The 22,649-nt window shown below is 66.0% G+C and carries 17 protein-coding genes; 12 read left to right on the forward strand and 5 right to left on the reverse strand.

Annotation, left to right across the window (positions count from 1 at the left end; genetic code table 11):
• Positions 1-152 precede the first annotated feature (152 nt).
• Together H7F16_RS17145 and H7F16_RS17150 are read left to right on the forward strand one after the other, a co-directional pair.
• Complete coding sequence (locus H7F16_RS17145) at positions 153-770, forward strand: response regulator (protein ID WP_185798845.1); 618 nt, start codon at positions 153-155, stop codon at positions 768-770.
• Between the two features lie 150 nt (positions 771-920).
• Positions 921-1,688, forward strand: coding sequence for an SDR family NAD(P)-dependent oxidoreductase (locus H7F16_RS17150; RefSeq protein WP_185798846.1), 768 nt, complete (start codon positions 921-923; stop codon positions 1,686-1,688).
• Positions 1,689-1,781: 93 nt separating this feature from the next.
• Here H7F16_RS17150 and H7F16_RS17155 read toward each other — a convergent pair whose 3' ends face one another.
• Positions 1,782-5,564 (reverse strand): response regulator, encoded by a 3,783-nt coding sequence (locus tag H7F16_RS17155; RefSeq protein WP_185798847.1) that lies wholly within the window; start codon positions 5,562-5,564, stop codon positions 1,782-1,784.
• Positions 5,565-5,956: 392 nt separating this feature from the next.
• Between H7F16_RS17155 and H7F16_RS17160 the strand changes: the two genes are divergently transcribed.
• Positions 5,957-6,187, forward strand: coding sequence for a hypothetical protein (locus H7F16_RS17160; RefSeq protein WP_185798848.1), 231 nt, complete (start codon positions 5,957-5,959; stop codon positions 6,185-6,187).
• A gap of 255 nt (positions 6,188-6,442) precedes the next feature.
• Entirely contained in the window at positions 6,443-7,414 is a 972-nt protein-coding gene (locus H7F16_RS17165; RefSeq protein ID WP_185798849.1) for a LacI family DNA-binding transcriptional regulator, read from the forward strand.
• Here the strand turns inward: H7F16_RS17165 and H7F16_RS17170 are convergent.
• The 3 genes from H7F16_RS17170 to H7F16_RS17180 are packed head-to-tail and all read right to left on the reverse strand — an operon-like array spanning position 7,411 to position 10,565.
• The gene (locus H7F16_RS17170) at positions 7,411-8,565 is read right to left on the reverse strand and encodes a Gfo/Idh/MocA family protein (protein ID WP_185798850.1); all 1,155 of its coding nucleotides are present in this window, start codon (positions 8,563-8,565) and stop codon (positions 7,411-7,413) included. The two genes, H7F16_RS17165 and H7F16_RS17170, sit on opposite strands and share 4 nt — an antisense overlap.
• Before the next feature lie 12 nt (positions 8,566-8,577).
• Positions 8,578-9,462 (reverse strand): sugar phosphate isomerase/epimerase family protein, encoded by an 885-nt coding sequence (locus tag H7F16_RS17175; RefSeq protein WP_185798851.1) that lies wholly within the window; start codon positions 9,460-9,462, stop codon positions 8,578-8,580.
• Entirely contained in the window at positions 9,459-10,565 is a 1,107-nt protein-coding gene (locus H7F16_RS17180; protein WP_185798852.1) for a Gfo/Idh/MocA family protein, read from the reverse strand. The genes H7F16_RS17175 and H7F16_RS17180 overlap by 4 nt, the downstream gene beginning before the upstream one ends.
• Before the next feature lie 104 nt (positions 10,566-10,669).
• On the opposite strand from H7F16_RS17180, the gene H7F16_RS17185 reads away from it, so the two are divergent.
• From H7F16_RS17185 to H7F16_RS17220, 8 genes are all read left to right on the forward strand, one after another.
• A complete protein-coding gene (locus tag H7F16_RS17185; RefSeq protein WP_241741499.1) occupies positions 10,670-11,620 on the forward strand; it encodes a PfkB family carbohydrate kinase in 951 nt (316 codons plus the stop codon).
• Positions 11,601-12,440 (forward strand): 5-deoxy-glucuronate isomerase, encoded by an 840-nt coding sequence (locus H7F16_RS17190; protein ID WP_185798853.1) that lies wholly within the window; start codon positions 11,601-11,603, stop codon positions 12,438-12,440. The genes H7F16_RS17185 and H7F16_RS17190 overlap by 20 nt, the downstream gene beginning before the upstream one ends.
• Positions 12,437-13,243, forward strand: a complete 807-nt coding sequence (locus H7F16_RS17195; RefSeq protein WP_185798854.1) for a class II fructose-bisphosphate aldolase — start codon at positions 12,437-12,439, stop codon at positions 13,241-13,243. Before H7F16_RS17190 ends, H7F16_RS17195 begins: the two co-directional genes overlap by 4 nt.
• A 109-nt stretch (positions 13,244-13,352) precedes the next feature.
• Positions 13,353-14,363, forward strand: a complete 1,011-nt coding sequence (locus H7F16_RS17200; protein ID WP_241741507.1) for a GlxA family transcriptional regulator — start codon at positions 13,353-13,355, stop codon at positions 14,361-14,363.
• Between the two features lie 306 nt (positions 14,364-14,669).
• Positions 14,670-15,338: a phosphoribosylformylglycinamidine synthase subunit PurQ gene (gene purQ, locus H7F16_RS17205; protein WP_185798856.1), complete on the forward strand. Its 669-nt coding sequence runs from the start codon at positions 14,670-14,672 to the stop codon at positions 15,336-15,338.
• A 57-nt stretch (positions 15,339-15,395) separates the two neighbouring features.
• The gene (locus H7F16_RS17210) at positions 15,396-17,159 is read left to right on the forward strand and encodes a sensor histidine kinase (RefSeq protein WP_185798857.1); all 1,764 of its coding nucleotides are present in this window, start codon (positions 15,396-15,398) and stop codon (positions 17,157-17,159) included.
• A 7-nt stretch (positions 17,160-17,166) separates the two neighbouring features.
• Entirely contained in the window at positions 17,167-18,495 is a 1,329-nt protein-coding gene (locus tag H7F16_RS17215; protein ID WP_185798858.1) for a sigma-54-dependent transcriptional regulator, read from the forward strand.
• Positions 18,496-19,192: 697 nt separating this feature from the next.
• Positions 19,193-21,961 carry an Rne/Rng family ribonuclease gene (locus tag H7F16_RS17220; protein WP_185798934.1) on the forward strand — a complete coding sequence of 923 codons (2,769 nt, stop codon included), beginning with the start codon at positions 19,193-19,195 and terminating at the stop codon, positions 21,959-21,961.
• A 386-nt stretch (positions 21,962-22,347) separates the two neighbouring features.
• Here H7F16_RS17220 and H7F16_RS17225 read toward each other — a convergent pair whose 3' ends face one another.
• The gene (locus tag H7F16_RS17225) at positions 22,348-22,584 is read right to left on the reverse strand and encodes a sulfurtransferase TusA family protein (protein ID WP_185798859.1); all 237 of its coding nucleotides are present in this window, start codon (positions 22,582-22,584) and stop codon (positions 22,348-22,350) included.
• Between the last annotated feature and the right edge of the window lie 65 nt (positions 22,585-22,649).

The raw sequence follows: 22,649 nt of genomic DNA on the forward strand, positions 1-22,649 counted from the left end.
TTCACCCAGTAGGGGGTCCGGCACGGTATGATGGCCGTATGGACCAGCCCCCATTATCGGCATAGCCCTCGTCGTCCGGATATCATCCCGCTGAAAGCCGCTTTCGGTCGGGATCTGAGTGGAGCGGTCAGCCGATGGCGCGGGACAGTGTTATGACGACGATCTCAATTCTTCTGGCAGACGACCACACCTTGCTGGCCGAGTCGCTCGAGCTGTTTCTCGAGGCGGATGGCGGCTTTGCCGTAGAGCGGGCCGAGACGCTGGATGCGGCCTTGGCCAAGATCGCCGAGTTCGGGCATTTCGATGTGGTGCTGCTGGACCTCGACATGCCCGGAATGGCGGGGCTGCGCGGGCTTGAAAAGGCGCTGCTGGCCAATGCCGGGGGGCGTGTCGTGCTGTTTTCGGGGCAGGCGCGGCAGGATGCGGCGCTGCGGGCCATCGAGATGGGGGCCGCCGGATACATTCCGAAGACCCTTTCGCCGAAATCGATGGCGACGGCCGTGCGCTTCGTTGCGGCGGGCGAGACCTACTTCCCCTCGAACCTGAGCCGGACCAAGCGCCCCGATGCCGATGCCGAGGTGCAACTGTCGCAGCGCGAGTTCCAGGTGCTGCGCGGGCTGTGCGAAGGCCAGACCAACAAGGATATCGCGCAGGACCTGCAACTGACCGAAGTCACGGTCAAGATGTATGTCCGTGCGGTCTGCACCAAGCTGAAGGCCAACAACCGCACGCAGGCGGCGATCATCGCGCTGTCGTCGGGCATGATCTGAACGCTGCCAACCGCTGCACGGCAGGGCGCGCATCCGCAAGGGTGCGCGTTTTGCATTGCGGCCTTGGTTGTGATCGGGGCGGGGCCTGCATAAGATCGGCGCGGCCTGCCCGTCGTGGCAGGTGGCACGGGGTTTCAGGGGGCGGGACGGATGGGTTTGGCGGTTGTCACGGCGGGCACTTCGGCGATCGGGCGGCATCTGGTGACGGCTTTGGCCGAAGCGGGCCATGACATCGCGCTGACGCATCTTGGCAGCGCCGCCTTGGCCGAGACGGTCTGCGCCCGCGTGCGGGCCTTGGGGCGCAGGGCGCTGGCGGTCGAGGTGGATGCAGGCTGCGAGGTGGCCGTGCCGGCATTCCACGCGCAGGCGGCGGACTGGGCGGGAGAGCCGCCGCAGGTGTTGGTGAACAATGCGGGCATCCAGACATGGGCCAAGCTCATGGACCTGCGGGCCGACCAGTGGGACGCGGTGATGCGGACCAATCTGCGCGGCACCTTCCTGAACACCCAATCGGCGGCGCGCCTGATGATCGCGGGCGGGGTGAAGGGGTCTATCGTCAACCTCGGTTCGGGCTGCAACAAGATCGCCTTTCCGCGACTGGTGGACTACACGACCTCGAAAGGCGGGATCGAGCAGTTCACCAAGGTTGCCGCGAGCGAGCTGGGGCCGAACGGCATAAGGGTCAACTGCGTTGCACCGGGCGCGGTCGAGACCGAGCGCACCAAGGCCGAGGCGGGCGATTACGCCGCCACCTGGAGCAAGGTCACGCCCTTGCGCCGGGTCGGCACCCCCGAGGATATCGCGGGGCCGGTGCTGTTTTTCTGTTCGCCGGCGGCGGCTTTCGTGACGGGGCAGACGTTGTGGGTGGATGGGGGCGTCTTTTCGCAGGCGCCCTGGCCCTATGATCTGGACGACTGAAGGTCGAACCTTTCGGGGGCAGGGGGCTGCGTGGCGCGACCGCCGCAAGGACGGGGCCTTGTTGCAAGCGGCGGCGGGTCGGGATTGCAGCGGTCAGTCGCCGGGGGCGAGCGGTTCGGGTTCGCGCTGGGGGGCGGCTGCGGTGGCACCCGATTGCCCGATCCAGCGCAGCAGAACCTCGCGCAGGTTGAGCGGGGTCATCGGCTTGACGATGTAATCGTTCATCCCCGCTTCGAGACCTTCGATCCGGTCGCTTTCGTCCGAGCGTCCGGTGAGGCCGATGATCGGGATGCGGCCCTTGGCGGTGGGCAAGGCGCGGATGCGGCGGGTGGCTTCGAAGCCGCTCATCACCGGCATCTGGTTGTCCATGAAGATCAGGTCGAAGTCGTTTTCGAGCAGGCTTTCCAGCGCGGCGGCACCGTTTTCGGCCGTCTCGGTGACCAGCGCGTGTTTCCTGAGCATCGCCGCCGCCAGTTCGCGGTTGAGCGGATGGTCATCGACCACCAGCACGCGCTTTCCCGCATAGGGAAGGTCGTTCAGCACCTCGGGCGGGCGCGCGGGGCGCACGCCGCGGCGCGTCTTGGCGGCACTGCCCGGATCGGGATGGAGCAGGCGTTCGAGCTTGCCGATCAGGATTTCGGGATCGACCGGCTTGATCACCAGATCGTCGATCCCTTCGGACAGGGTCAGATCGACGATCTGCTGCCCGCCCTGTTTGGTCATCAGGATCGAGGGGGGCGGCGTCTTGCCCAGATGCTCGCGCAGGCTGCGCAGGGTCTTGATGCCGTCCATGCCCGGCATCTTGAGGTCGACGACCATGGCTTCGGGCAAATGCGAGGGGTCGGCGTCGTCATGGAACAGGTCCAGCGCCTCGCCGCCCGAGGCGACGGCCGTGACATCGGCACCGGCCCGTTGCAGCGCGGCCTTGATCTGGGCCGATGCGCCCGCGTGGTCATCGACGATCAGCACGCGGCGGCCAAGCAGCGCCGGATGCACGGATGTCATCGCATCGCTGCCGATGCTGCGCAGGGCAAGGACGGCCCAGAAGGTCGACCCGATGCCCGGCGTGCTGGATACGCCGACCTCGCCGCCCATCAGCACGGCAAGCTGGCGGCAGATGGCAAGGCCAAGGCCGGTGCCGCCATAAAGGCGCGCGGTGGAATCCTCGGCCTGGCTGAAGCTTTGGAACATGCGCGCGACCTGATCGGGCGACATGCCGATGCCCGTATCGCTGACCGCGAAGTGAAGGTAGGTCGCGTCCCCGTCCAGATGGCCCGCTGCGTTGGCCGAAGGCGTCGCGCGGCTGACGGACAGGGTGATCGTGCCGTGTTCGGTGAATTTCAGCGCGTTGGTCAGGTAGTTCATCAGGATCTGGGTGATCCTGAGCGGATCGCCGATCAGGCGGCGCGGCACGTCGGAGTCGATATGCACGATGAGTTCAAGGTTCTTGTCGGCCACGCCCTTGGAAATGGTATCGACCGCCGTGCGCAAGAGCGAGGGCAGGGTGAATTCCGTCTCTTCGATGCGCAGCTTGCCCGCTTCGACCTTTGACAGGTCCAGCACGTCGTTCACGATCAGCAGCAGATGGCGACCCGAGGACTGGACCTTTTGCAGATAGTCGCGCTGGTGGTCGCTGAGGGTCGTGCCCATGAGCAGTTCGGTGAAGCCCAGCACGGCGTTGATGGGCGAGCGCAACTCGTGGCTCATATGGGCGAGGAATTCCGATTTCAGCCGCGCCGCCTGCAAGGCAAGGTCGCGGGCCTCGCCAAGTTGCGATTGTGCGGCATGTTCGAGCGAGATGTCTTCCAGAACCCAGACGGTGCCCTTGTCGGGGTCGGCGGGATCGACCGCGGTGGCCCGCTGGCGCACCCAGACCGACGATCCGTCAAGCCGGATCAGTTCGGTCGTGCGTTCATAGACCCCGCCCGCATGCATCAGGGCATAGGCTTCGTCGCGGCCTTCCATCCATGAGGTGTCGTCCTTGAAAAAGACGCGCGTCGAGCGGCCGAGAAGTTCTTCGTGCGGCCAGAGCAGGATCGAGGCGAGCGAGGGGTTGCAGGTGACGATGTGCCGGTCGCGGACAAGGGCTATGCCTGCCTTGGCCGCCGCGAAGATGGCGTGCAATTCGTCATAAAGCGTCGTGATCTGCTGCGTGCGCTTGGCGACCTGTGCTTCGAGTGTCTGCTGATAGGCCGACAGCGCCTGTTCGGCCTGACGTTTCACGGTGATGTCGTTCCACAGGACATAGACATCGGTGCGCCCGTCTTCGACAACGGCCGTCAGCAGCACTTCGAACAGCACCACCTCGCCGTCGCGGCGCAGATGCTCCCATTCGAATTTCTGGCTGCCCTGTTCGATCGCTTCGGTCACAAGGCGCTGCGACTTCTCGCGGCTTTCCGTGCCGTCGGACTGGTAGAGGGGGGAAATCTGGTCGGGCGTCAGGCCGACGAAGGTTTGGCCCGGACCATAGCCCAGCAAGGCAAGTGCCGCGTTGTTGGCGCTGACGAAACGGCCCTCTTGCAGCACGGCGGTTGCCTGAGCCGAATGCATGAAGGTGCGCCGGAACCGTTCCTCGCTTTTTTGCAGCATGGCGAGGGTGGTCTGGCCCAGGGCGCGCCCCGCCACGCGCGAGGCGACAAGGCCAAGCAGCAGCCGGTTGACGTAGGGGGCGTTGGACTTCGACAGTTCGAGAAGGGTGATGCGGCCGCGTTCCTTGCCCTCGATCATGATCGGCGTGGTCACGGCGTCGCGGATGTCGCGCTTGCCGATCTCGTCATGTTCGTAGCCCATCAACTCGACGCGGATCAGGCATTCGATCGACTCGGGCCAGCCCTTGTGAATGGCGGCGGCGACATCGCGCAGAATGTCGACCATCGGGCGCTGCATGTTGTCGGTGGCCAGAAAGACCTCGTGCAGGCAGGTCTGTTCGCGGATGCGCTGGCGCAGCTGGGCCTCGATGGTGTCGCGCGAGAAAAGCGCGATGCCAAGCCGCCAGCGCAGGAAGATCGCCGAGCCGATGGCGGCGATGAAGATCGTCGCCAGCAATTGGAGCGCGCGCTTTATCTGGACCGGATCGAGGCCGAGCAGGCCCGGGATCGACCCACCCTCCCAGCGGCGGTCGATTGCCGTGGCTTCGGTCGGGGCGATCATGCGGAAGCCGTCGGCCACGGTGGCCAGAAGGGCGGTGTCGCCCTTGCTGACGACCCAGTGGATCGTGCCGCTGAACAGCGTGGGGGTCTGGCGATAGCGGTCGAGGATGCCGGCGCGGGCCAGCAGGTAATCGGCCGGGTTGGTCTGCATGCAGAAAACCGGCAACTGGCCGACGACCGCCGTGTAGATCAGGTCGTGCATCGAGGGGAAGATGCGGGGCGTGACGCCGGCCTTGACCAGTTCGGCCTCGCACTGGCTGCGGCCAAGCGCGCCCACCTCCATGCCTTTGACGGATTCAAGGTCATGCACGCCGACCAGCGACTGATCGAAGAACAGCGCGGTGTCGGTGCGGGCGTAGGACGGGCCATAGTCGAGCCAGAGCCTGCGCGCATCGGTATCGATGACCAGATCGGCGACATCGGCGCTGGCATCCTCGATCGCGCCAAGAACCTGTGGCCAAGGTCGGTTCACGATCGTCACGGGAATGCCCGTGCGTTCGGACCAGAGGTTCCACATGTCGATGCGCTGGCCTTCGTATTTGCCCGCGTCGTTGATGAGGACATAGGGGGGGAAATCGTCAGGCATGACGACGGTGATGCCGTCGCGAAGCCGTCCCGCCGCCATCGGGGCGGGAGAGGCGACAGTTTCGGTCGGCACGGAAAGGGGTTCGGTCTGGGCCAGAAGGGCGACAGGATGCGCGAACAGCGACACGGACCAAAGTGCCATAACCCGCAGGCTATAAAAGAACGATCTGGTCACGCGGCCCCACCAATCCCAGACTTTGACCCGAACAGGGCGGCACCTTTACCGTCCGCGGCCCAAATCCGCCGCGGATGTCCACTGGACAGTGCCTGCCGCGCGAGTGCCTTGCGGTAGATCAAGGATTGCGCATGGCTGGCGTGATTTCATTAAAAAACGATAACGCTAAACCATAAGGTGAGCAACGAAAGAAGACGCTGGATCCTTGGGCGCCCGAGCGGCCGTTTCGGTGCGCGGGTATGGGTTTTCACATCCTTTCGTCTTGGTGCTATTCCAATTCATCAGGCGGATGGGCTATCGTTATGCTAGATTAGCGATATCTCTTTCGCCAGACACCCAGTCTTTGCAGCAACCAAGCCATGTCCGATATCACAAAGAACCGCTTTTCGGTCACGACGGGTGCAAAGGCATCCGAGCCGACGCGTGACCGCGCGCGGGATGTCGGGCATTATTTCGAGCAGGGTTTTTTCGAGCGCCAGCAAAGTCTGCTGGCGGCGCGGGCCGAGACATTGGCGCTGAATGACGAGCTGCTGAGGCTCGGGATCGAGGTCGACCCCAAGACCGGTGAAGTCAGGGTGCGCAGCGCCTAGCGCAGGCCGCAGCGGGCCTGTGGTATGGCGCCGCCCTTGGGCGGGCGGGATGCCGAACAGCGGCAGAACACGCAGGGCCAGTCCTGTTTTGCGCAAGGGTCGCCGCAAGCGCGGCGGTCGGCCCCGCGGCGGTTCCGGTCAAGCCTGCCCGTTCCAGCCGGGTTTCAATGGCCGATCTTGCCGGAAATCGACGCGGGACTGGCTTTTCGGCGCAACCTGCGGCACTGGTTTTCATGCGATTGCAAAGGGGCGGGTATGGCGTCGTTGAAGGATGTGGCGGAACGGGCGGGTGTGTCGCGCTCGGCGGTGTCGCGGACATTCACCGAAGGCGCGTCGGTCGCGCCCGCCACACGGGCGCGGGTGCTGGCGGCGGCCGAGGCGCTGGGGTATCGGCCCAACCTTTTGGCGCGCAGCCTGACGACACGGACGACGGGGCTGATCGGGCTGGTGTCGAACAACTTCCAGAACCCCGCCTTCCTCGAGATTTTCGATCTGTTCACGCGCGGTTTGCAGGAACGCGGCTTGCGGCCCCTGCTGGTGAACCTGACCGACGAGCTGGACCCCGCGCGGTCGGTGGGTTTGTTGCGGCAATATTCCGTGGACGGGGTCATCGTGGCCTCGTCGACGCTGCCCACGGCCTTTGCGCGGGCCTTCCGCGAGGCGGGTTTGCCCACGGTGCTGGCCTTTGGCCGCGTGGGTGGCCTGCCCGAGGTGGATGTGGTCGCCATCGACAACGTGGCGGCGGGGCGTCTGGCGGCGGAAACGCTGCTGTCGCGGGGCTATCGGCGGCTGGGCTTTCTGGGCGGCCCCGAGGGGGCGACCACCACGCAGGACCGCTTGGCCGGTTTCCGTGCCGTGGCAGGTGATGTGACCCCGCGCTTTGCGGCGGCCTATACGTTTCAGGCGGGCCGCGATGCGATGCGGGCCGAGCTTGCCGCCCCGAGCGAGGCCTATTTCTGCGGTGACGACGTGCTGTCCATCGGCGCGCTTTCGGCGCTGCGCGAGGCGGGCCTTTCGGTGCCCGGGGATGTTGGGTTGATCGGGGTCAACGACATGGCGATGGCGGGATGGGACAACATTCGCCTGACGACGATCCGCCAACCCTTTGCCGAAATCGTGGCGGGGGTGCTGGATGTTCTGGCCGAGTTGCTGCGCACCCCCGACAAGGCGCCGGAGGTGCGGGTGTTTCCTTGCGCGCTGGTCGAACGCGCGACGCTGCGGCGCTAGCGGAACATCGGGGGGCGGGCGTCCTCCCACGCGCCTTGCGCCGCAGCCGAGGCCACGGCGGCATGGATCGCGGCGATTGAGCGCAAGCCGTCCTCGGCCTTGGGGAACAGGTTGGCGGCGGGGTCGGGCGTTTTGCCTGCGTTCAGCGCGGTGATGGTGTCGGCCAGATCGCGGTAGATGTTGGCGAAAGCCTCGGGCATCCCCTCGGCATGGCCCACGGTCACGCGGCTTGCGCGGTCGGCTTCGGGCGAGAGGTTGCCTTCGCCGCGTTCGATGATTTGCAGGCGTTTGCCGAGCGGCATGTAGAACAACTGGTTCGGCTGTTCCTGCGCCCAGCGAAGGCCGCCGGTTTCGCCAAAGACCTGAAGCGTCAGCCCGTGCTGCCGCCCGATGGCGACCGAGGATGTCCAGAGCCGGCCCACGGTGCCGCCTGAGAAGCGGAGGTTGACCATCGCGTCATCTTCCAGCGTGCGGACGGGCAGGCACGAGGCGAAATCGGCTTGCAGCTTCACCGCCTCTTGCCCCAGCACGAAACTGGCCATGTGCAGCGCGTGGATGCCGCAATCGGCGAACTGGGCCGAAACGCCCGCTTGCGCGGGGTCATAGCGCCAGCGGACGCGGGGGTTGTCGGCATCGGCCGCGTCGGCGTGGTGGCCGTGGGCGAATTCGGCCACGACAAGACGGACCTTGCCGATATCGCCGCGCGCCACCATCGCCTTCATGTGGCGGACAAGCGCATAGCCCGTGTAGCCGTAGTTCACGGCACAGATGCGGCCAGCGGCGCGGGCGGTGCGGACGAGGTCTTCGGCTTCCGCCACCGTCACGGTCATCGGCTTTTCGACCAGCACGTGAAAGCCCGCCTCGAGGAAGGCTTTGGCGATGGGGTAATGCGTGGCGTTGGGGGTGGCGACGGTGACGAGTTCGACGCGGTCGGGGCGGTTCCGTTCGCCCGCGAGCATCTCTTTCCAGTCGCCATAGGCGCGGTCGGGGGCTACGCCGAGGCGTCTGGCATAGTCGCGGCCGCGGGCGGGGTCGGCGTCGAGCGCGCCTGCGGCAAAGGTAAACAGGCCGTCCATTCCGGCGGCGATGCGGTGGGCGGGGCCGATCTGGCTTCCCTCGCCCCCGCCGATCATTCCCCAGTTCAGGCGCATGTCACTATCCTTTCAGAAACCGATGGAGGCGAGGTATTCGCGGTTGGTGCGGGCGTCATCGACCGGAGAGGTCGGGCCTGCGGGGTCGCAATCCTGTTCGACGGTGCACCATCCCGAAAAGCCCGCGTCAAGCAGGGTCTGGCGGACGGCGGGGAAATCGACATCACCTTTGCCGAGGTTGCAGAAGATGCCTTGGGCGCAGGCATCGTAGAATCCGGTGCGGCTGGCCACGGCGCGGGCCTTGACCACAGGGTCGATGTCCTTGAAATGCATATAGGATATGCGGCCGATGTGTCGCCGCATGAAGGCCACGGGATCAAAGCCCGCATAGGAATGGTGGCCCGTGTCGAAGCAGATTTTCAGCAGGGACGCGTCGATCTCGTTCAGCAGGCGTTCAAGTTCCGGCTCGAAATCCATGAAGCCTGCGGCATGGGCGTGGATGCCGACCGTCAGGCCGTGGTCGACGCCCATCCTGGCGATTTCGCGGAAGCGGTGGACAAAGGCGGCCCAGTCGGCGGCGTCCATCTGCACGGCTTCGCTCGCGCGGCCTGCGGTCGGGGCGCGGGCGGGGGCGATGCTGTCGATCAGCACAAGGTGCTTGGCCCCGTGGGCGGTGAGCGAGGCGCAGGTGCGGCGCGCGGCGTCCCGCACCTCGTCCCATTTTGCCGGATCGTGGAAGGGGCGGAACACCACGCCGCCGATCAGCGTCAGGTCATGTTCTGCAAGGCCGTCGGCCAGCGTGGCGGGGTCTTCGGGCATGAAGCCGATGGGGCCAAGCTCGATCCCCTTGTAGCCTGCGGCGGCGCAGTCGGACAGGACCTGCCGCCATGAGGGGTTGCGCGGATCGTCCGCGAATTCCACTCCCCAAGAGCAGGGAGCGTTGCCGATCTGGATCATAGGGTCACCCATTGTCTGGTGCTGTGGGACCGGTGCGCCGCGTCGATCACCTGCATGACGGAAAGACCGTCGCGAAAGGTGGGCCAGACGGGTTTTCCGGTTGCGATGGCGGTCAGGAAATCATGCGCTTCGATGATGATCTGGTCCTGATAGCCGGTGCCGTGGCCGGGCCCTTGGCAGAAGGGCAGGTAGTCGGGGTGGTCCGGGCCGGTCAGGATCTTGCGAAAGCCGCGCTGGGCGGCGGGGCCTTCGGATTTGTAGAGCCAGAGGGCGTTCTGGTCCTCTTGATCGAAGCGGATCGCGCCCGTGGTGCCCGTGATTTCATAGGCATAGCCCATCTTGCGGCCCGTCGCCACGCGGCTGAACGACAGGTGCCCCATCGCGCCGCCGGTGAAGCGGCACAGGAACTGGGCCTGATCGTCGTTGGTGACGGCAACGGGGCCGGTCGGGCCGGGGCGGGTGGGGTGGACGGTTTCGATATCGGCCACAAGGCTTTGGATCGGGCCGATCAGGGCGAGGGCCGCGTTGACCATATGGGGCGACAAGTCGCCCATCGTGCCGTTGGCCATGCCGAAGTTGCGCCAGCTTGCGGGCTTGGTGGCGTCGGCGTCGAAATCCTCGGTATGTTCGCCACGGAACCAGACGACGCGCCCGATCTCTCCGCTGGCGACGAGGTGGCGGGCGTATTGGCTGGCGGGGGTGCGGATGTAGTTGAAACCGACCATGTTGGTCACGCCCGATGCCTCGGCCGCTTCGGTCATGGCGGTGGCGTCGGCGAGGCTGGCGCCGAGCGGCTTTTCGCAAAGCACCGGCTTGCCGAGGGCGAAGGCGGCAAGCGCGATCTCGCGGTGGAGTTCTTGCGGGGCGGCGATGACGACGGCTTCGATCAGGGGATCGTTGACCAGAACCCGCCAATCGGCGGTGCAGCGCGCGAAGCCGTAGGTGGCGCGGTAGCGTTCGGCGCTTTCGGGCGTGGTCGCCGCGATCATTTCGAGCTTCGGCCGCAGGGAAGTGCCGAATACAGCGCCGACCGACGCCATCGCGACGGAATGCGCCTTGCCCATGTAGCCGCCGCCGACGATGCCGATGCCGATGTTGCGCATGTTGCCCCTCAATATGATTGCAACCGGTTGCAATCTGATTAATCCTACGCGCCGTGCATGGCAACGGGAATGCTGAGGTGCTTGAAAAAAGACTGGCGGACCGATTGGCGCTGAACCGGTTCGTCGTGCTGGGGCGGGCGGGGATGGATCTGTATGCCGACCCTCCGGGTGCGGCGCTGGACGAGGCGGAGCGGTTCACCTCGGCCCTTGGCGGGTCGGCGGGGAACATTGCGGCGGGACTGGCGCGGTTGGGCGCGGGGGTCGGGCTGCTGGGCTGCGTGTCGGACGATGCGGTGGGGCGCTTCGTGCTGCGGCAACTGGCGGCTTACGGGGTGGATGCGGGCCATGTGCGGGTGGTGGGCGAGGGGCGCCGGTCGTCGCTTGCCATCACCGAAAGCCGCATCGCGGGCTTGCAGGGGGTGCTGTACCGCAACCATGCCGCCGACTTTGCGCTAAGCGTGGCGGATGTCGAGGCGGTCGATTTCACGACGGTCGCGGCGCTGGTCGTGACGGGAACGGCGCTTGCGGCCGAGCCGTCGCGGACGGCGACGTTCCGCGCGCTCGAGCGGGCGTGGGCGGCGGGGGCGATGACGGTCATCGACCTCGATTACCGCGCCTACAGTTGGCAAAGCGAGGCCGAGGCGCGCAAGGTTTGCGCGGCGGCCATCTCGCTTTGTGATCTGACTGTCGGGAATGACGAGGAATTCGGGCTGCTGGCCGGAGGGGTCGAGCGGGGGCGGGACTTTGCCGCGGCGCTGCCGATGGCGATCTACAAGATGGGTGCGGAAGGGTCCGAGACCTTTGTCGAGGGGCATGCCTTCCGCAGCGGGATCTTTGCGGTCGACGCGTTGAAGCCGCTCGGGTCGGGTGACGGGTTTCTGGCCGGAACGCTGGCGGCGCTGGCCCGGGGCGAGGCGTTGCCCGCCGCCGTGCGGCAAGGATCGGCCGTGGCGGCGATCGTCGTGGCGGGGATCGGCTGCGCGCCGGCGATGCCGCGACTGCCCGCGCTTTTACATTTCATCAAGGAACACGACCATGCACATCGCGCCGTTTGACAATGCCAATTCACCGCTCGTCGGTGTCGATGACCCGCTGGTGCCTTTGTGCTATTTCAACATCGTCCGGTTGCGAGCGGGCGAGGCCTTCGTGTCCGAGGTGCCGGGCTACGAGACCTGTATCGTTCCTGCGACGGGGACGGTGCGCGTTTCGGTTGGCGGCGAGACCTTTGACGATATCGGCAAGCGGCGGCTGAATGTCTGGGACGGAGAGCCGGAAGGGATTTACGTGCCCACGGGGGCGGCGGCGCGGATCGTGGCCGAGGTGGACACGGAATGCTTTATCGCAGGTGCGCGTTGCCAAGAGGTTTACGCCCCGTTCGCGGTGCGGGCCGCCGATATCGACCCAGTGCAATACGGGTCGGACGACACCAAGACGCATCGCAAGATCAAGCATATCCTTGGCCAGAAATACCACGGCAAGGTGGGGCGCCTGCTGGTGTCCGAGCTTTACACCGTGGGCGCGGGCGGCTGGTCGGGCTTTCCGTCGCACAAGCACGATACCGAGCGGCTGCCCATCGAGACGCGCCATGACGAGGTTTACAATTTCCGGTTCAACCCCGCGCACGGATCGGGGCTTCAGATGATGCAGCGCGAGGAGGGGAAGTCGGGCGATGCCTATCATATCGTCGACGGATCAACGGTTTGCGTGGACAAGGGCTATCACCCCTGCTGCGTGCTTCCCGGCTACGAGATGTATTATTTCACCATTCTGGGCGGGCTGACGCAAAGGCCGCTGGTGCAGTTCTTCCAGCCCTCGCACGCTTATCAGATCGAAACGATACCGGGGATCAAGGACATGATCGCGAAGTTCAAATGACCGTCGCCACGCTGGCCGATGTGCTGGGCGGACCCCGCGCCGTGGCGGGGCTTGTGGTGCTGGGCTGGGAAGAGGCGCAGGCCTTTGTCGATGCCGCCGAGGCCGAGGGACGGGCGGTGATCCTGCAGGCCGGACCGGGGGCGCGGCGCTACATGCCGCTGCGCGTCTGGGGGGCGATGTTGCGCACGCTGGCCGAGGGGGCATCGGTTCCGGTGGTCTGCCATCTGGATCATGGCGAGGGGTTCGAGACCTGTCTGCGGGCGGTGGAAGCCGGGTTTTCCAGCGTGATGTATGACGGCTCGGCCCTGCCCTTGGCCGAGAATATCGCGATAACGCAATGCGTTGTCGAGATGGCGCGGGCGTCGGGCGTGTCGGTCGAGGCGGAGTTGGGCGTGGTCGGCTATGCGGGGGGCGCCCTGTCGCAGGCGACCGATCCGGCCGAGGCGGTGGCGCTGGCGGCGACGGGAATCGACGCGCTGGCGGTTTCGGTCGGCAATGTGCATCTGATGACCGAGGCCGAAGCCGTCATCGATTTCAACGCCTTGCGCGCCATCGGGGCGGCGGTGCCGGGGCTGCCGCTGGTGCTGCACGGCGGGTCGGGGATTGCGCCGGGGGTGCGGCGGCGGATCGTGGCCGAGACGGCGGTGCGCAAGTTCAACATCGGCACCGAGCTGCGGCAGGTGTTCGGCGCGAGCCTGCGGAACGCGATGAAAGACCCTGCGATCTTTGACCATATCGGGATTTTGCGCCAGACCGTGGCACCCTTGACCGAAGCGGCGCGAGGGGTCATTCGGGAGCTGTGAGCGGCGAATCCGGCATGCACAGGTGATGCAGACGCTTTGAACGCGGGCTTCACGATGTGGTAAGGTTCGGCGCAGGCGTGTCGGCAGGTTCGGGGCAGCGGTGGGAGCGATGAAGGCGGCAGGGGATTTCGTCCCGAAGGGGGTGGCGCATGTGCCCGTGGCGAAGGTTGCCGAACCGCTGCGGCTGACCTTTGTCGTCTTGCCGAATTTCAGCCTGATCGCCTTTTCCTCGGCCATCGAGCCTTTGCGGATCGCCAACCAGCTTTCGGGGCAGGCGCTGTTCGAGTGGGAGGTGATCTCGGAGGATGGCGCGCCGGTGCGCTGTTCGAACGGGCTGGCGGTGAATGTGGATCGCGGCCTCGGAGAGACGAAGCCGAAGTCGATGGTCTTTGTCTGCGCCGGGGTGGAGCCGGAAAAGAGCGCGTCCAGACGGGTGGCCGATTTCATCCGCGGCGAATGGCGCAAGGGGCGGGTTGTGGGCGGGCTGTGTTCGGGGGCCTATGCGCTGGCCAAGGCGGGCATCCTCGAAGGGCGCAAGTTCACTCTGCATTGGGAGAACCTGCCGCCCTTTGTCGAGACATACCCGAAGCTGAAACCCGTCGAGCAGCTCTACGTGATCGACGACCGCATCCTGACCTGTGCGGGCGGGGCGGCGGCGACCGATCTGTTCATCGAGATCGTGGCGCGGAATTTCGGCGCGAAACTGGCCGATGCGGTGCTGCGGATGTGCCTGCACGGCCAGCAGCGGCCCGCGCATCTGCGGCAGCGGATGAGCGTGTCCTCGACCATCGGCATCCGCAACCCCGTGCTGGTCGCGGTGATCGAGCGGTTCGAGGAGAACATCACCGGCGAGGTCGATCTGGTGGCGCTGTCGGCCGAGCTTGGCGTGTCGCGGCGGCAGGTGGAGCGGTTGTTCGAGAAGCATGTGGGCGTGTCGCCCAAGCAATATCTGAACGGGTTGCGGCTGGAACGGGCGCGGGGGCTGCTGTCCGAGACCGACATGGCGGTGTCCGAGGTGGCCTATGCCTGCGGGTTCCAGACGGTGAACACCTTTTCCAAGGCCTTCCGGCAGCGCTACGGCACCCCGCCCGTGGTGGCGCGGCGCGGGCGGGCGGGGTAGGCGAGCCCTAGGCAGGTGCGCCGGGGATCGGGAGGCCGCGGAAGGGGGCCTTCTGCCCCCCTCTTGGCCTGCGGCCAATTCACCCCCCGAGGATATTTGGAGCAAGAGGAAGCTGGGGGCGGGCAAGCGGCCATGCCCTTTCGCCTTTGCGGAAAATACTCCACGGGGGGAGCGGCGCGGCACGCGCCGCGCGGGGGGCGTGAAGCCCCCCGTCGCGCCATCGGCCGCGCTGCGGTTTCCGTCTGGAAGCGCGGGCGTGATTGCGCTAAGGGGGCGGCACATCCTGCCAGCCAGAGGGAGCGCCCCATGAAAGCCGCCGTCGTCACCTTTCCGGGATCGAATTGCGACCGTGACCTTGCGCTCGGCTTCGAGAGGGCGGGGTTCGAGGTGGTGCGCGTCTGGCACAAGGACACGGCGCTGCCGGCGGGGGTGGATGTCGTGGGCGTGCCGGGGGGCTTTTCCTTTGGCGACTATCTGCGCTGCGGGGCGATTGCCGCGCAGTCGCCCATCGGGGTTGCGGTCAAGGCCCATGCGGCCCGGGGCGGCTATGTGCTGGGCATCTGCAACGGATTCCAGGTGCTGACCGAGATGGGGCTTCTGCCCGGCGCGCTGATGCGCAATGCGGGGCTGAAGTTCATCTGCAAGATGCTGACGCTGAAGGTTGCGACCACGGACAGCGCCTATACCGCCGGATATGCCAAGGGGGCCGCCATCGAGGTGCCCGTGGCGCATCATGACGGCAATTTCACCATCGACGCCGAGGGGCTTGCCGCCTTGCGCGATCAGGACCGGATCGCCTTTACCTATGCCGCGAACCCGAACGGGTCGATGGCGGACATCGCCGGCATCCTTTCGGAAAACCGTCGGGTGCTGGGGATGATGCCGCATCCCGAGCGGGTGGTGGATGCCGAGCATGGCGGGACCGATGGCGCGGCGCTGTTCGCCTCGCTTCTGGGCGGGATGGCGCTTGCCTGAGCCGAGACCTGCCGCTGGTGCTTGAAGCGGGCTGTGATGCGCGCCTAGATAGGGGCCATGCAGGACGCGGACATTCCAACTGACGAAGCGACAGGCGGTCGCCGCATCTCGTGGCGCGTGAAGCTTGCCATCGCGTTGCTGGTGCTGATGGCATCGGGGGTGGTGCTGGTCACCAACCGCTGGCTGTCGGAGCGCTTTACCGAGACGACGCGCAACAGGGCCGAGCTGCGGCTTGCGCTTTATTCGGGCAACATGGTTTCGGAATTGCAGCGCACCTCGGTCGTGCCGCTGTTGCTGGCGGGCGATCCGGCGCTGGCCGATGCGCTGCGGTCGGGCAATTTCTCGGGCACGTCGCAAAAGCTGATACGGGTGCAATCCGAGATCGGGGTGGCGTCGATCGTGCTGCTGGACGGCGACGGGCGCACGGTGGGGGCGACGAACCGCAACCTGCTTGGCACGAACCATCGCGGATCGGCCTATTTCATCGATGCGCAGCGCACGCAGGACACGGTCTTTACGGCGCAGGCGCGCGAGGGCGGGGCCTTCGAGTTCACCTATTCGCGGGCGGTCACCGTGGATGGCAAGCCTGCGGGGGTGATCGTGGTCGCGGTCGATCTGATGAAATACGAACGCGCCTGGTCGGGGTTGCAGGATGCGGTGCTGGTGACCGACAGCGAGGGGACGGTGATCCTTGCGACCGAGCCGCGTTGGCGCGGCTTGCCGATGGCCGAGGCTTTGGCGGCGAAGGATGTGACGACGACGCTTGGCCGCGCCTTGCAGGCCACGGCGGACTGGGCGCAGAACCCGCCCGACGCCTATGTGCGCGGCGAGGCGGTGATGAAGACCGAGGCGCGGGTGCCGTTTCGCGGCTGGAAGATGATGACCTTTACCGCCTATGATTCCGTGCGCGAGCGTGTGAACGGCATCCTTGCGCTCGAGATCATGGGTTTTGCCATCCTGATGGCGGCGGCCTTTTACGCGCTGTCGCGCAAGGCATGGTCGCAGTCGATCAGCTTCCAGCGGGAATCTGCGGAGCTGCGCCTTTTGAACGCGCGTTTGCAGCGGGAAATCGCCGAGCGCGAGAAGGTGCAGAAAGACCTCGAGGTGGCCGAGCTGACGCTGGCGCAATCGTCCAAGCTGGCCGCCCTTGGCGAGATGTCGGCGGCGGTGAGCCACGAGTTGAACCAGCCGCTTGCGGCGATGAAGACCTATCTGGCGGGGGCGCGGCTTCTGTTGCAGCGCAAGCGGCCCGAGGAGGCGTTGTCCTCGTTCCAGCGGATCGACGATCTGATCGAGCGGATGGGGGCGATCACGCGGCAGCTCAAGTCCTATGCCCGCAAGGGAGGAGAGGCCTTCGAGCCGGTCGATCTGCGGCAGGCGCTGTCGAGCGCGCTGTCGATGATGGAGCCGCAGTTGAAGCTGCGGGTTGTTAAGATCACGCGGACCTTGCCGCGCCAGCCCGTGATGGTGATGGCCGACAGGATCCGGCTGGAGCAGGTCATCATCAACCTGCTGAGGAACGCGCTGGATGCGACGCGGGACACGGTCGATCCGCAGATCGACCTGATCCTGTCGTCGGGCGAGGTGGCGATGCTGACGGTGCGCGACAACGGGCACGGGATCACGGATCTCGATAACCTGTTCGAGCCTTTCTACACGACAAAGAAACCCGGAGAGGGGGTAGGGCTTGGCCTTGCCATCAGTTCGGGGATCGTCACCGATCTGGGGGGGCGGTTGACGGCACGGAATGCCGAAAAGGGCGGGGCGGTCTTCGAGATGCAGCTTCCCCTGATCGGAAAGGAAATCGAGGCAGCGGAATGAGGGCAGTATGGCGCGGGCAATGAAGGTGGCGATCGTCGATGACGAGGCGGACATGCGGCAATCGATCAGTCAGTGGCTGGCGCTGTCGGGGTTCGACACCGAGACCTATGCCAGCGCCGAGGATGCGCTGAAGGGGATCGGGCCGGAGTTTCCGGGGGTCGTGGTGTCGGACATCAAGATGCCGGGGATGGACGGAATGGCGTTCCTGAAGCGGTTGATGAGCATGGATTCGGGGCTGCCGGTCATTCTGATCACGGGGCATGGCGATGTGCCGATGGCGGTCGAGGCGATGCGGGTCGGGGCGTTCGACTTTCTGGAAAAGCCGTTCAACCCGGACCGGATGACCGAGCTTGCCAAGAAGGCGACGCAGGTGCGGCGGCTGACGCTGGACAACCGCGCGCTGCGCAAGGAATTGTCGGACGGGTCGGTCCTGATGAAGAAGCTGATCGGCGGCTCGCCCGCGATGGAGCGGCTGCGCGAGGATATCCTCGATCTGGGGCAGGCCGACAGCCATGTGCTGATCGACGGCGAGACGGGGACGGGCAAGACGCTGGTCGCCCACGCGCTGCATGCGGTGGGGCCGCGGGCGTCGAAGAAGTTCGTGACGATCTCTTGCGCGGCGTGGAGCGAGGACCAGTTGACGGCCAAGCTGTTCGGCCCGTCGGAAGAAGGGACGATTCCGCTGGTCGAGGAGGCGCGCGGCGGGACGCTGTGTCTTGAGGACATCGAGGCGATGAGCCAGCCCTTGCAGGCGCGGTTGCTGACGCTGATCAACGAGCAGGGCACCCCGCCCGAGACGCGGATCATCGCCATCTGCAACGAGCATGCGCCGGACAAGACGCTTGAGGATGTGCTGCGGTCGGACCTGTATTACCGGCTGGGGGCGATGACGATCCTGTGCCCGCCGCTTCGGGTGCGGGGCGAGGATATCCTGACGCTGTTCACCCGCATGTCGGAGCAGTTCGCGGAAGAATACGGCTGCGACGCGCCGCAGGTGACAGCGCAAGAGGCGGCGCAGCTGTTGCAGGCGCCCTGGCCCGGAAACGTGCGGCAGCTGGTGAACATCGCGGAACGGGCGGTGTTGCAGAACCGGCGGGGGTCGGGGTCGATCGCCTCGCTTCTGATGGCCGACAACGAGGCGACGGGGCCTGCGATGACGACCGAAGGCAAGCCGCTGAAGGAATATGTGGAAGCCTTTGAGCGGATGCTGATCGACAATACGATGCGGCGGCACAAGGGCAGCATCGTCGCGGTGATGGACGAGCTGTGCCTGCCGAGGCGCACGCTGAACGAGAAGATGGCGAAATACGCGCTGAGCCGGGGGGATTATGTTTGAGCGGCGGGAGGGCGAAATCTGACGCAGATTTCGCGGCGATTTTTGGCGCAAAAATCGGTGGGGGCGGGGGGGCGCGGAATGCGCTGTGCCTGCCGAGGCGCAGGCTGGCCGAGAAGATGGCGAAATACGCGCTGGGCCGGGGGGATTGGGTCTGAGCGGCGGGCGGGCGAAAACCGGCGCGGATTTCGCGGCGATTTTTGGTGCAAAAATCGGTGGGGGCGGGGTAGGGCGGAATTTGCGTCAAATTCCGCCGCGTTTTCTGAGTCAGAAAACGTTTGCGCTGCCCGCCTTTGCCACAGGTGTTAAATCTCCCATTGTGTTTGCCGCCGCTTTCCCGCTAGGGTCGAAGGGTGCGGGTTGAATCCCGCTGTAGAATTCTCTGCCCCATTGCAGGTCGCGCCAGACGCGCCGCGACGGGGGAGTCGGATCGGCCGCAAGGTCGTCAGTTTGCCCGGCCAAGTCTTTGACGCAAGCGGGCTTTTGTCAGCAGAGCCCTCTAAAGGGGTTCTAGAGAGAACCGCGATGACGCGTGCAATGACGAGCGAGAGAGGAGAGGGCTGCCCGACGGGCAGGACCCCGCCACTCGCCCTGCGCCGCCTCGCCCGAACAAGCCGCCCTTTACCAGCAGATGACGGACCACGTTTGGTGCTTGCACCATCGGGGCCGGATCGGCCGCGCCGGGGCGCATTGGAACACCATGACCAAGAAAATGCTGATCGATGCCACCCATGCGGAAGAAACCCGCGTCGTGGTGGTGGACGGAAACAAGGTTGAAGAATTCGACTTCGAGACGGTGAACAAACGGCAGCTTGCCGGAAACATCTATCTCGCCAAGGTTACAAGGGTAGAGCCGTCGTTGCAGGCGGCCTTTGTCGATTACGGCGGCAACCGTCACGGGTTTCTGGCATTCGCCGAAATCCACCCCGATTACTACCAGATCCCCGTTGCGGACCGTAAGGCGCTGCTCGACGAAGAGCGCGCCTACAACCGGGCACAGGACGAGGAAGACAACCGCCGCAGCCGCCCCAAGCCGCGCCCGCGCCCCGAAGGCGCGCGCCGCGATGCGGTGAAGGAAGCCGAGATCGGCGGCATGGATGTCGTCGATCTGGGCGAGGAAACCGGTGCCGATGCGCTGGTGGAAACCGCGGCGGAACCGGTGGCCGAGGCGCAGGATCACGGGCATGACCACCACGGGCATGACCACCATGATCATGACCACGACCATGACCACCACGACCATGACCACGCCGCGCAGGACGAGAACGGCAATGGCGAGTCCGCCCCCGCGCCCTATCGCGCGATGGACCATGCCAGCGAGACCGATGACGAGATCGAGTCCATCGCGGAAGAGGATGTCTCGGAAGAGATCAGCGCGCCGCGCAAGCCGCGTCCGCGCCGCTACAAGATTCAGGAAGTGATCAAGGTCCGGCAGATCATGCTGGTGCAGGTGGTCAAGGAAGAGCGCGGCAACAAGGGTGCGGCGCTGACGACCTATCTGTCGCTGGCGGGGCGCTATTGCGTCTTGATGCCGAACACGGCGCGGGGCGGCGGGATTTCCCGCAAGATCACGCAGGCGACCGACCGCAAGAAGCTGAAAGAGATCGCGCAGGAGATCGAGGTGCCGGAAGGCGCCGGTCTGATCATCCGCACGGCGGGGGCCAAGCGCACCAAGCCGGAAATCAAGCGCGATTACGAATATCTGATGCGGCTGTGGGAACAGATCCGCGAACTGACGCTGAAATCGATCGCTCCGGCGGCCATCTATGAAGAGGGCAACCTGATCAAGCGGTCGATCCGCGATCTGTACAGCCGCGAGATCGACGAGATTCTGGTCGAGGGCGAGGCGGGATACCGCACCGCCAAGGATTTCATGCGGATGATCATGCCGAGCCATGCGCGGCTGGTGAAACGCTATGACGAGACGATGCCGCTTTTCGCGCGCTTTCAGGTCGAAAGCTATCTGGGGGGCATGTTCAACCCCGTCGTGCAGCTGAAATCGGGCGGTTACATCGTCATCGGCATCACCGAGGCGCTGGTTGCCATCGACGTGAACTCGGGGCGGGCGACGAAAGAGGGGTCCATCGAGGACACCGCTCTCAAGACCAACCTCGAAGCGGCGGAAGAAGTGGCGCGGCAGTTGCGCCTGCGCGACCTTGCCGGTCTGATCGTGATCGACTTCATCGACATGGAAGAGCGCAAGAACAACGCCGCCGTCGAGAAGCGTCTGAAGGACAAGCTGAAAACGGATCGGGCGCGGATCCAGGTGGGGCGCATCTCGGGCTTTGGCCTGATGGAGATGAGCCGCCAGCGCCTGCGTCCGGGGATGCTGGAAAGCACCACCCAGCCGTGCAGCCATTGCCACGGCACGGGCCTGATCCGGTCGGACGACAGCCTTGGTTTGCAGGTGCTGCGCGCGCTGGAAGAGGAAGGCACGCGCAAGCGGTCGAAGGAAGTGCTGCTGAAAGCGCCGATCGGGATCGTCAATTTCCTGATCAACCAGAAGCGCGAGCATATCGCGCTGATCGAGGCGCGCTATGGCATGTCGGTGCGGATCGAATGCGATCCGGCGCTGGTGAGCCCCGATTACGTGATCGAGAAGTTCAAGACGGCGACCCGCGTGGTTCCCGAACAGTCGAGTGTGATTTCGGGCCATGCGGGCCTGATGGGCGCGCCGGTGGACGAGGACGAGGACGAGGATCTGCCGCTCGAGGACCTTGACGAGGTCGAAGAGGACGAGGCCGCCGAGACCGAGGGCGAGGCCAAGACCGAGGCACGTGCCGCTTCGGCGGGCGAGGCCAAGGGGGATGGCAACGGCAACGGCAAGAAGAAGCGCCGTCGCCGCCGTCGGCGCAAGGGGTCGGGCAATGGCACGGGCGCGGATGCGCAGGGCGATGCCGGCAGCGAAGAAGATGGTGACGACGAGGGCGAAGAGGACGGCGCCGACGAGGGTGCAGCCGGTGGCGATGCGGCGGTTGCCGCGCCTGCCGCTGCGGTCGAGGCCGCCGAGCCTGTCGCGGAAGAGAAGCCGAAGAAGCTGACGCGGGCGCGGGGCGGTGCTGCTGCCACGGCCAAGAAGAAGGCCGAAGCTGCGGCCGCTGCCGCTGCCGTGACAGAGGCCGCGCCGGTTGGCGAGGAGGCTGCGGGCGAAGCGGTGGCCGAGGCAGCCCCCGAGGCGGAAGCGCCGAAGAAGAAGCCTGCGAGCCGGTCGCGCGGGACATCGGCCAAGAAGAAGGCCGAGGCTGCGGCGGAAGCGGCTGCGGTCGATGCGGCTGCGGTTGCAGCGCCCGAGGTCGAGGCGGTTGCCGCACCCGTGGCGGAGGCTGCGGCCGAGACCTTCCCCGCCGATCCGGTGCTGACGGAAACCCCGTCGGAAACGCTGCTGCCCGATCCGTCGGAAGCCGCGGCGGAGGCTGCCGCCGACCCCGACAAGCCCCGCAAAAAGGGCTGGTGGTCGCTGGGACGCTGAGCCTTTGCGATGAGGGAACGGAACGGGGCGGCGGGGAAACCTGCCGCCCTTTTCCATAGGCGGCGGCTTCGGGCGGGGCGCGTTTGGGGGGGGCGCGCGTTTTGGGGGGGCGCGATTTTTCTGCGAAAAATCGGGTTCGGGCGGCAAGGGAGGGACGGGGTGGGCGGGCGTTCCGCTTTGCCCGAGCGCGGCAGGGGGGCTGTCTGCCCCCCTTTGGCCCGCGCCAGGGCGCAGGCCACCCCCCGAGGATATTTGGCCGGTGTGAAAGCGGGGAGAGCGGTGTCTCTTGCCGCATCCGACGGTTTTTGCGTCGGGGGGGGGGCTGGCGTGTTGGGGGCGGTGTGGCGGGGGCTGGCGTCTCGGGGGCCGCGTTTTTCGGGCCGCGTTCAGCCGCGCCGGATGCGGTGGGTGGTGACGGGGCCTTCGGTTTCGGCGCCGAGGTAGGCGTGGCCGGACTGGGTGCAGAAGTGCGGCAGGTCGATCAGGGCCATTGCATCGGTGGTCTGCACCGCCAGCACCGCGCCTGCGGGCAGGGACAGAAGCCGCTTGCGGGCGCGCAGCACCGGAAGCGGGCACAGAAGGTCGATGCAATCGAGCGTTTCGGGCGGGCGATCTGTGGACATGGGGCGCATCTAGCGCAAGGGGGCGCGGTCTGCCACGGCAATGTGACAAAGCGGCAGGTGACGCC

It is taken from the genome of Paragemmobacter straminiformis (genome assembly GCF_014243445.1).
In the GTDB taxonomy this organism is placed as follows: Bacteria; Pseudomonadota; Alphaproteobacteria; order Rhodobacterales; family Rhodobacteraceae; genus Paragemmobacter; species Paragemmobacter straminiformis.

What these genes read in the sequence shown, in the direction of transcription:
- H7F16_RS17145 (WP_185798845.1), top strand. Translation starts at nt 153, where the DNA reads ATGACGACGATCTCAATTCTTCTGGCAGACGACCACACCTTGCTGGCC.
- H7F16_RS17150 (WP_185798846.1), top strand. Translation starts at nt 921, where the DNA reads ATGGGTTTGGCGGTTGTCACGGCGGGCACTTCGGCGATCGGGCGGCAT.
- H7F16_RS17155 (WP_185798847.1), bottom strand. Translation starts at nt 5,564, where the DNA reads ATGGCACTTTGGTCCGTGTCGCTGTTCGCGCATCCTGTCGCCCTTCTG.
- H7F16_RS17160 (WP_185798848.1), top strand. Translation starts at nt 5,957, where the DNA reads ATGTCCGATATCACAAAGAACCGCTTTTCGGTCACGACGGGTGCAAAG.
- H7F16_RS17165 (WP_185798849.1), top strand. Translation starts at nt 6,443, where the DNA reads ATGGCGTCGTTGAAGGATGTGGCGGAACGGGCGGGTGTGTCGCGCTCG.
- H7F16_RS17170 (WP_185798850.1), bottom strand. Translation starts at nt 8,565, where the DNA reads ATGCGCCTGAACTGGGGAATGATCGGCGGGGGCGAGGGAAGCCAGATC.
- H7F16_RS17175 (WP_185798851.1), bottom strand. Translation starts at nt 9,462, where the DNA reads ATGATCCAGATCGGCAACGCTCCCTGCTCTTGGGGAGTGGAATTCGCG.
- H7F16_RS17180 (WP_185798852.1), bottom strand. Translation starts at nt 10,565, where the DNA reads ATGCGCAACATCGGCATCGGCATCGTCGGCGGCGGCTACATGGGCAAG.
- H7F16_RS17190 (WP_185798853.1), top strand. Translation starts at nt 11,601, where the DNA reads ATGCACATCGCGCCGTTTGACAATGCCAATTCACCGCTCGTCGGTGTC.
- H7F16_RS17195 (WP_185798854.1), top strand. Translation starts at nt 12,437, where the DNA reads ATGACCGTCGCCACGCTGGCCGATGTGCTGGGCGGACCCCGCGCCGTG.
- H7F16_RS17200 (WP_241741507.1), top strand. Translation starts at nt 13,353, where the DNA reads ATGAAGGCGGCAGGGGATTTCGTCCCGAAGGGGGTGGCGCATGTGCCC.
- purQ (WP_185798856.1), top strand. Translation starts at nt 14,670, where the DNA reads ATGAAAGCCGCCGTCGTCACCTTTCCGGGATCGAATTGCGACCGTGAC.
- H7F16_RS17210 (WP_185798857.1), top strand. Translation starts at nt 15,396, where the DNA reads ATGCAGGACGCGGACATTCCAACTGACGAAGCGACAGGCGGTCGCCGC.
- H7F16_RS17215 (WP_185798858.1), top strand. Translation starts at nt 17,167, where the DNA reads ATGGCGCGGGCAATGAAGGTGGCGATCGTCGATGACGAGGCGGACATG.
- H7F16_RS17220 (WP_185798934.1), top strand. Translation starts at nt 19,193, where the DNA reads ATGACCAAGAAAATGCTGATCGATGCCACCCATGCGGAAGAAACCCGC.
- H7F16_RS17225 (WP_185798859.1), bottom strand. Translation starts at nt 22,584, where the DNA reads ATGTCCACAGATCGCCCGCCCGAAACGCTCGATTGCATCGACCTTCTG.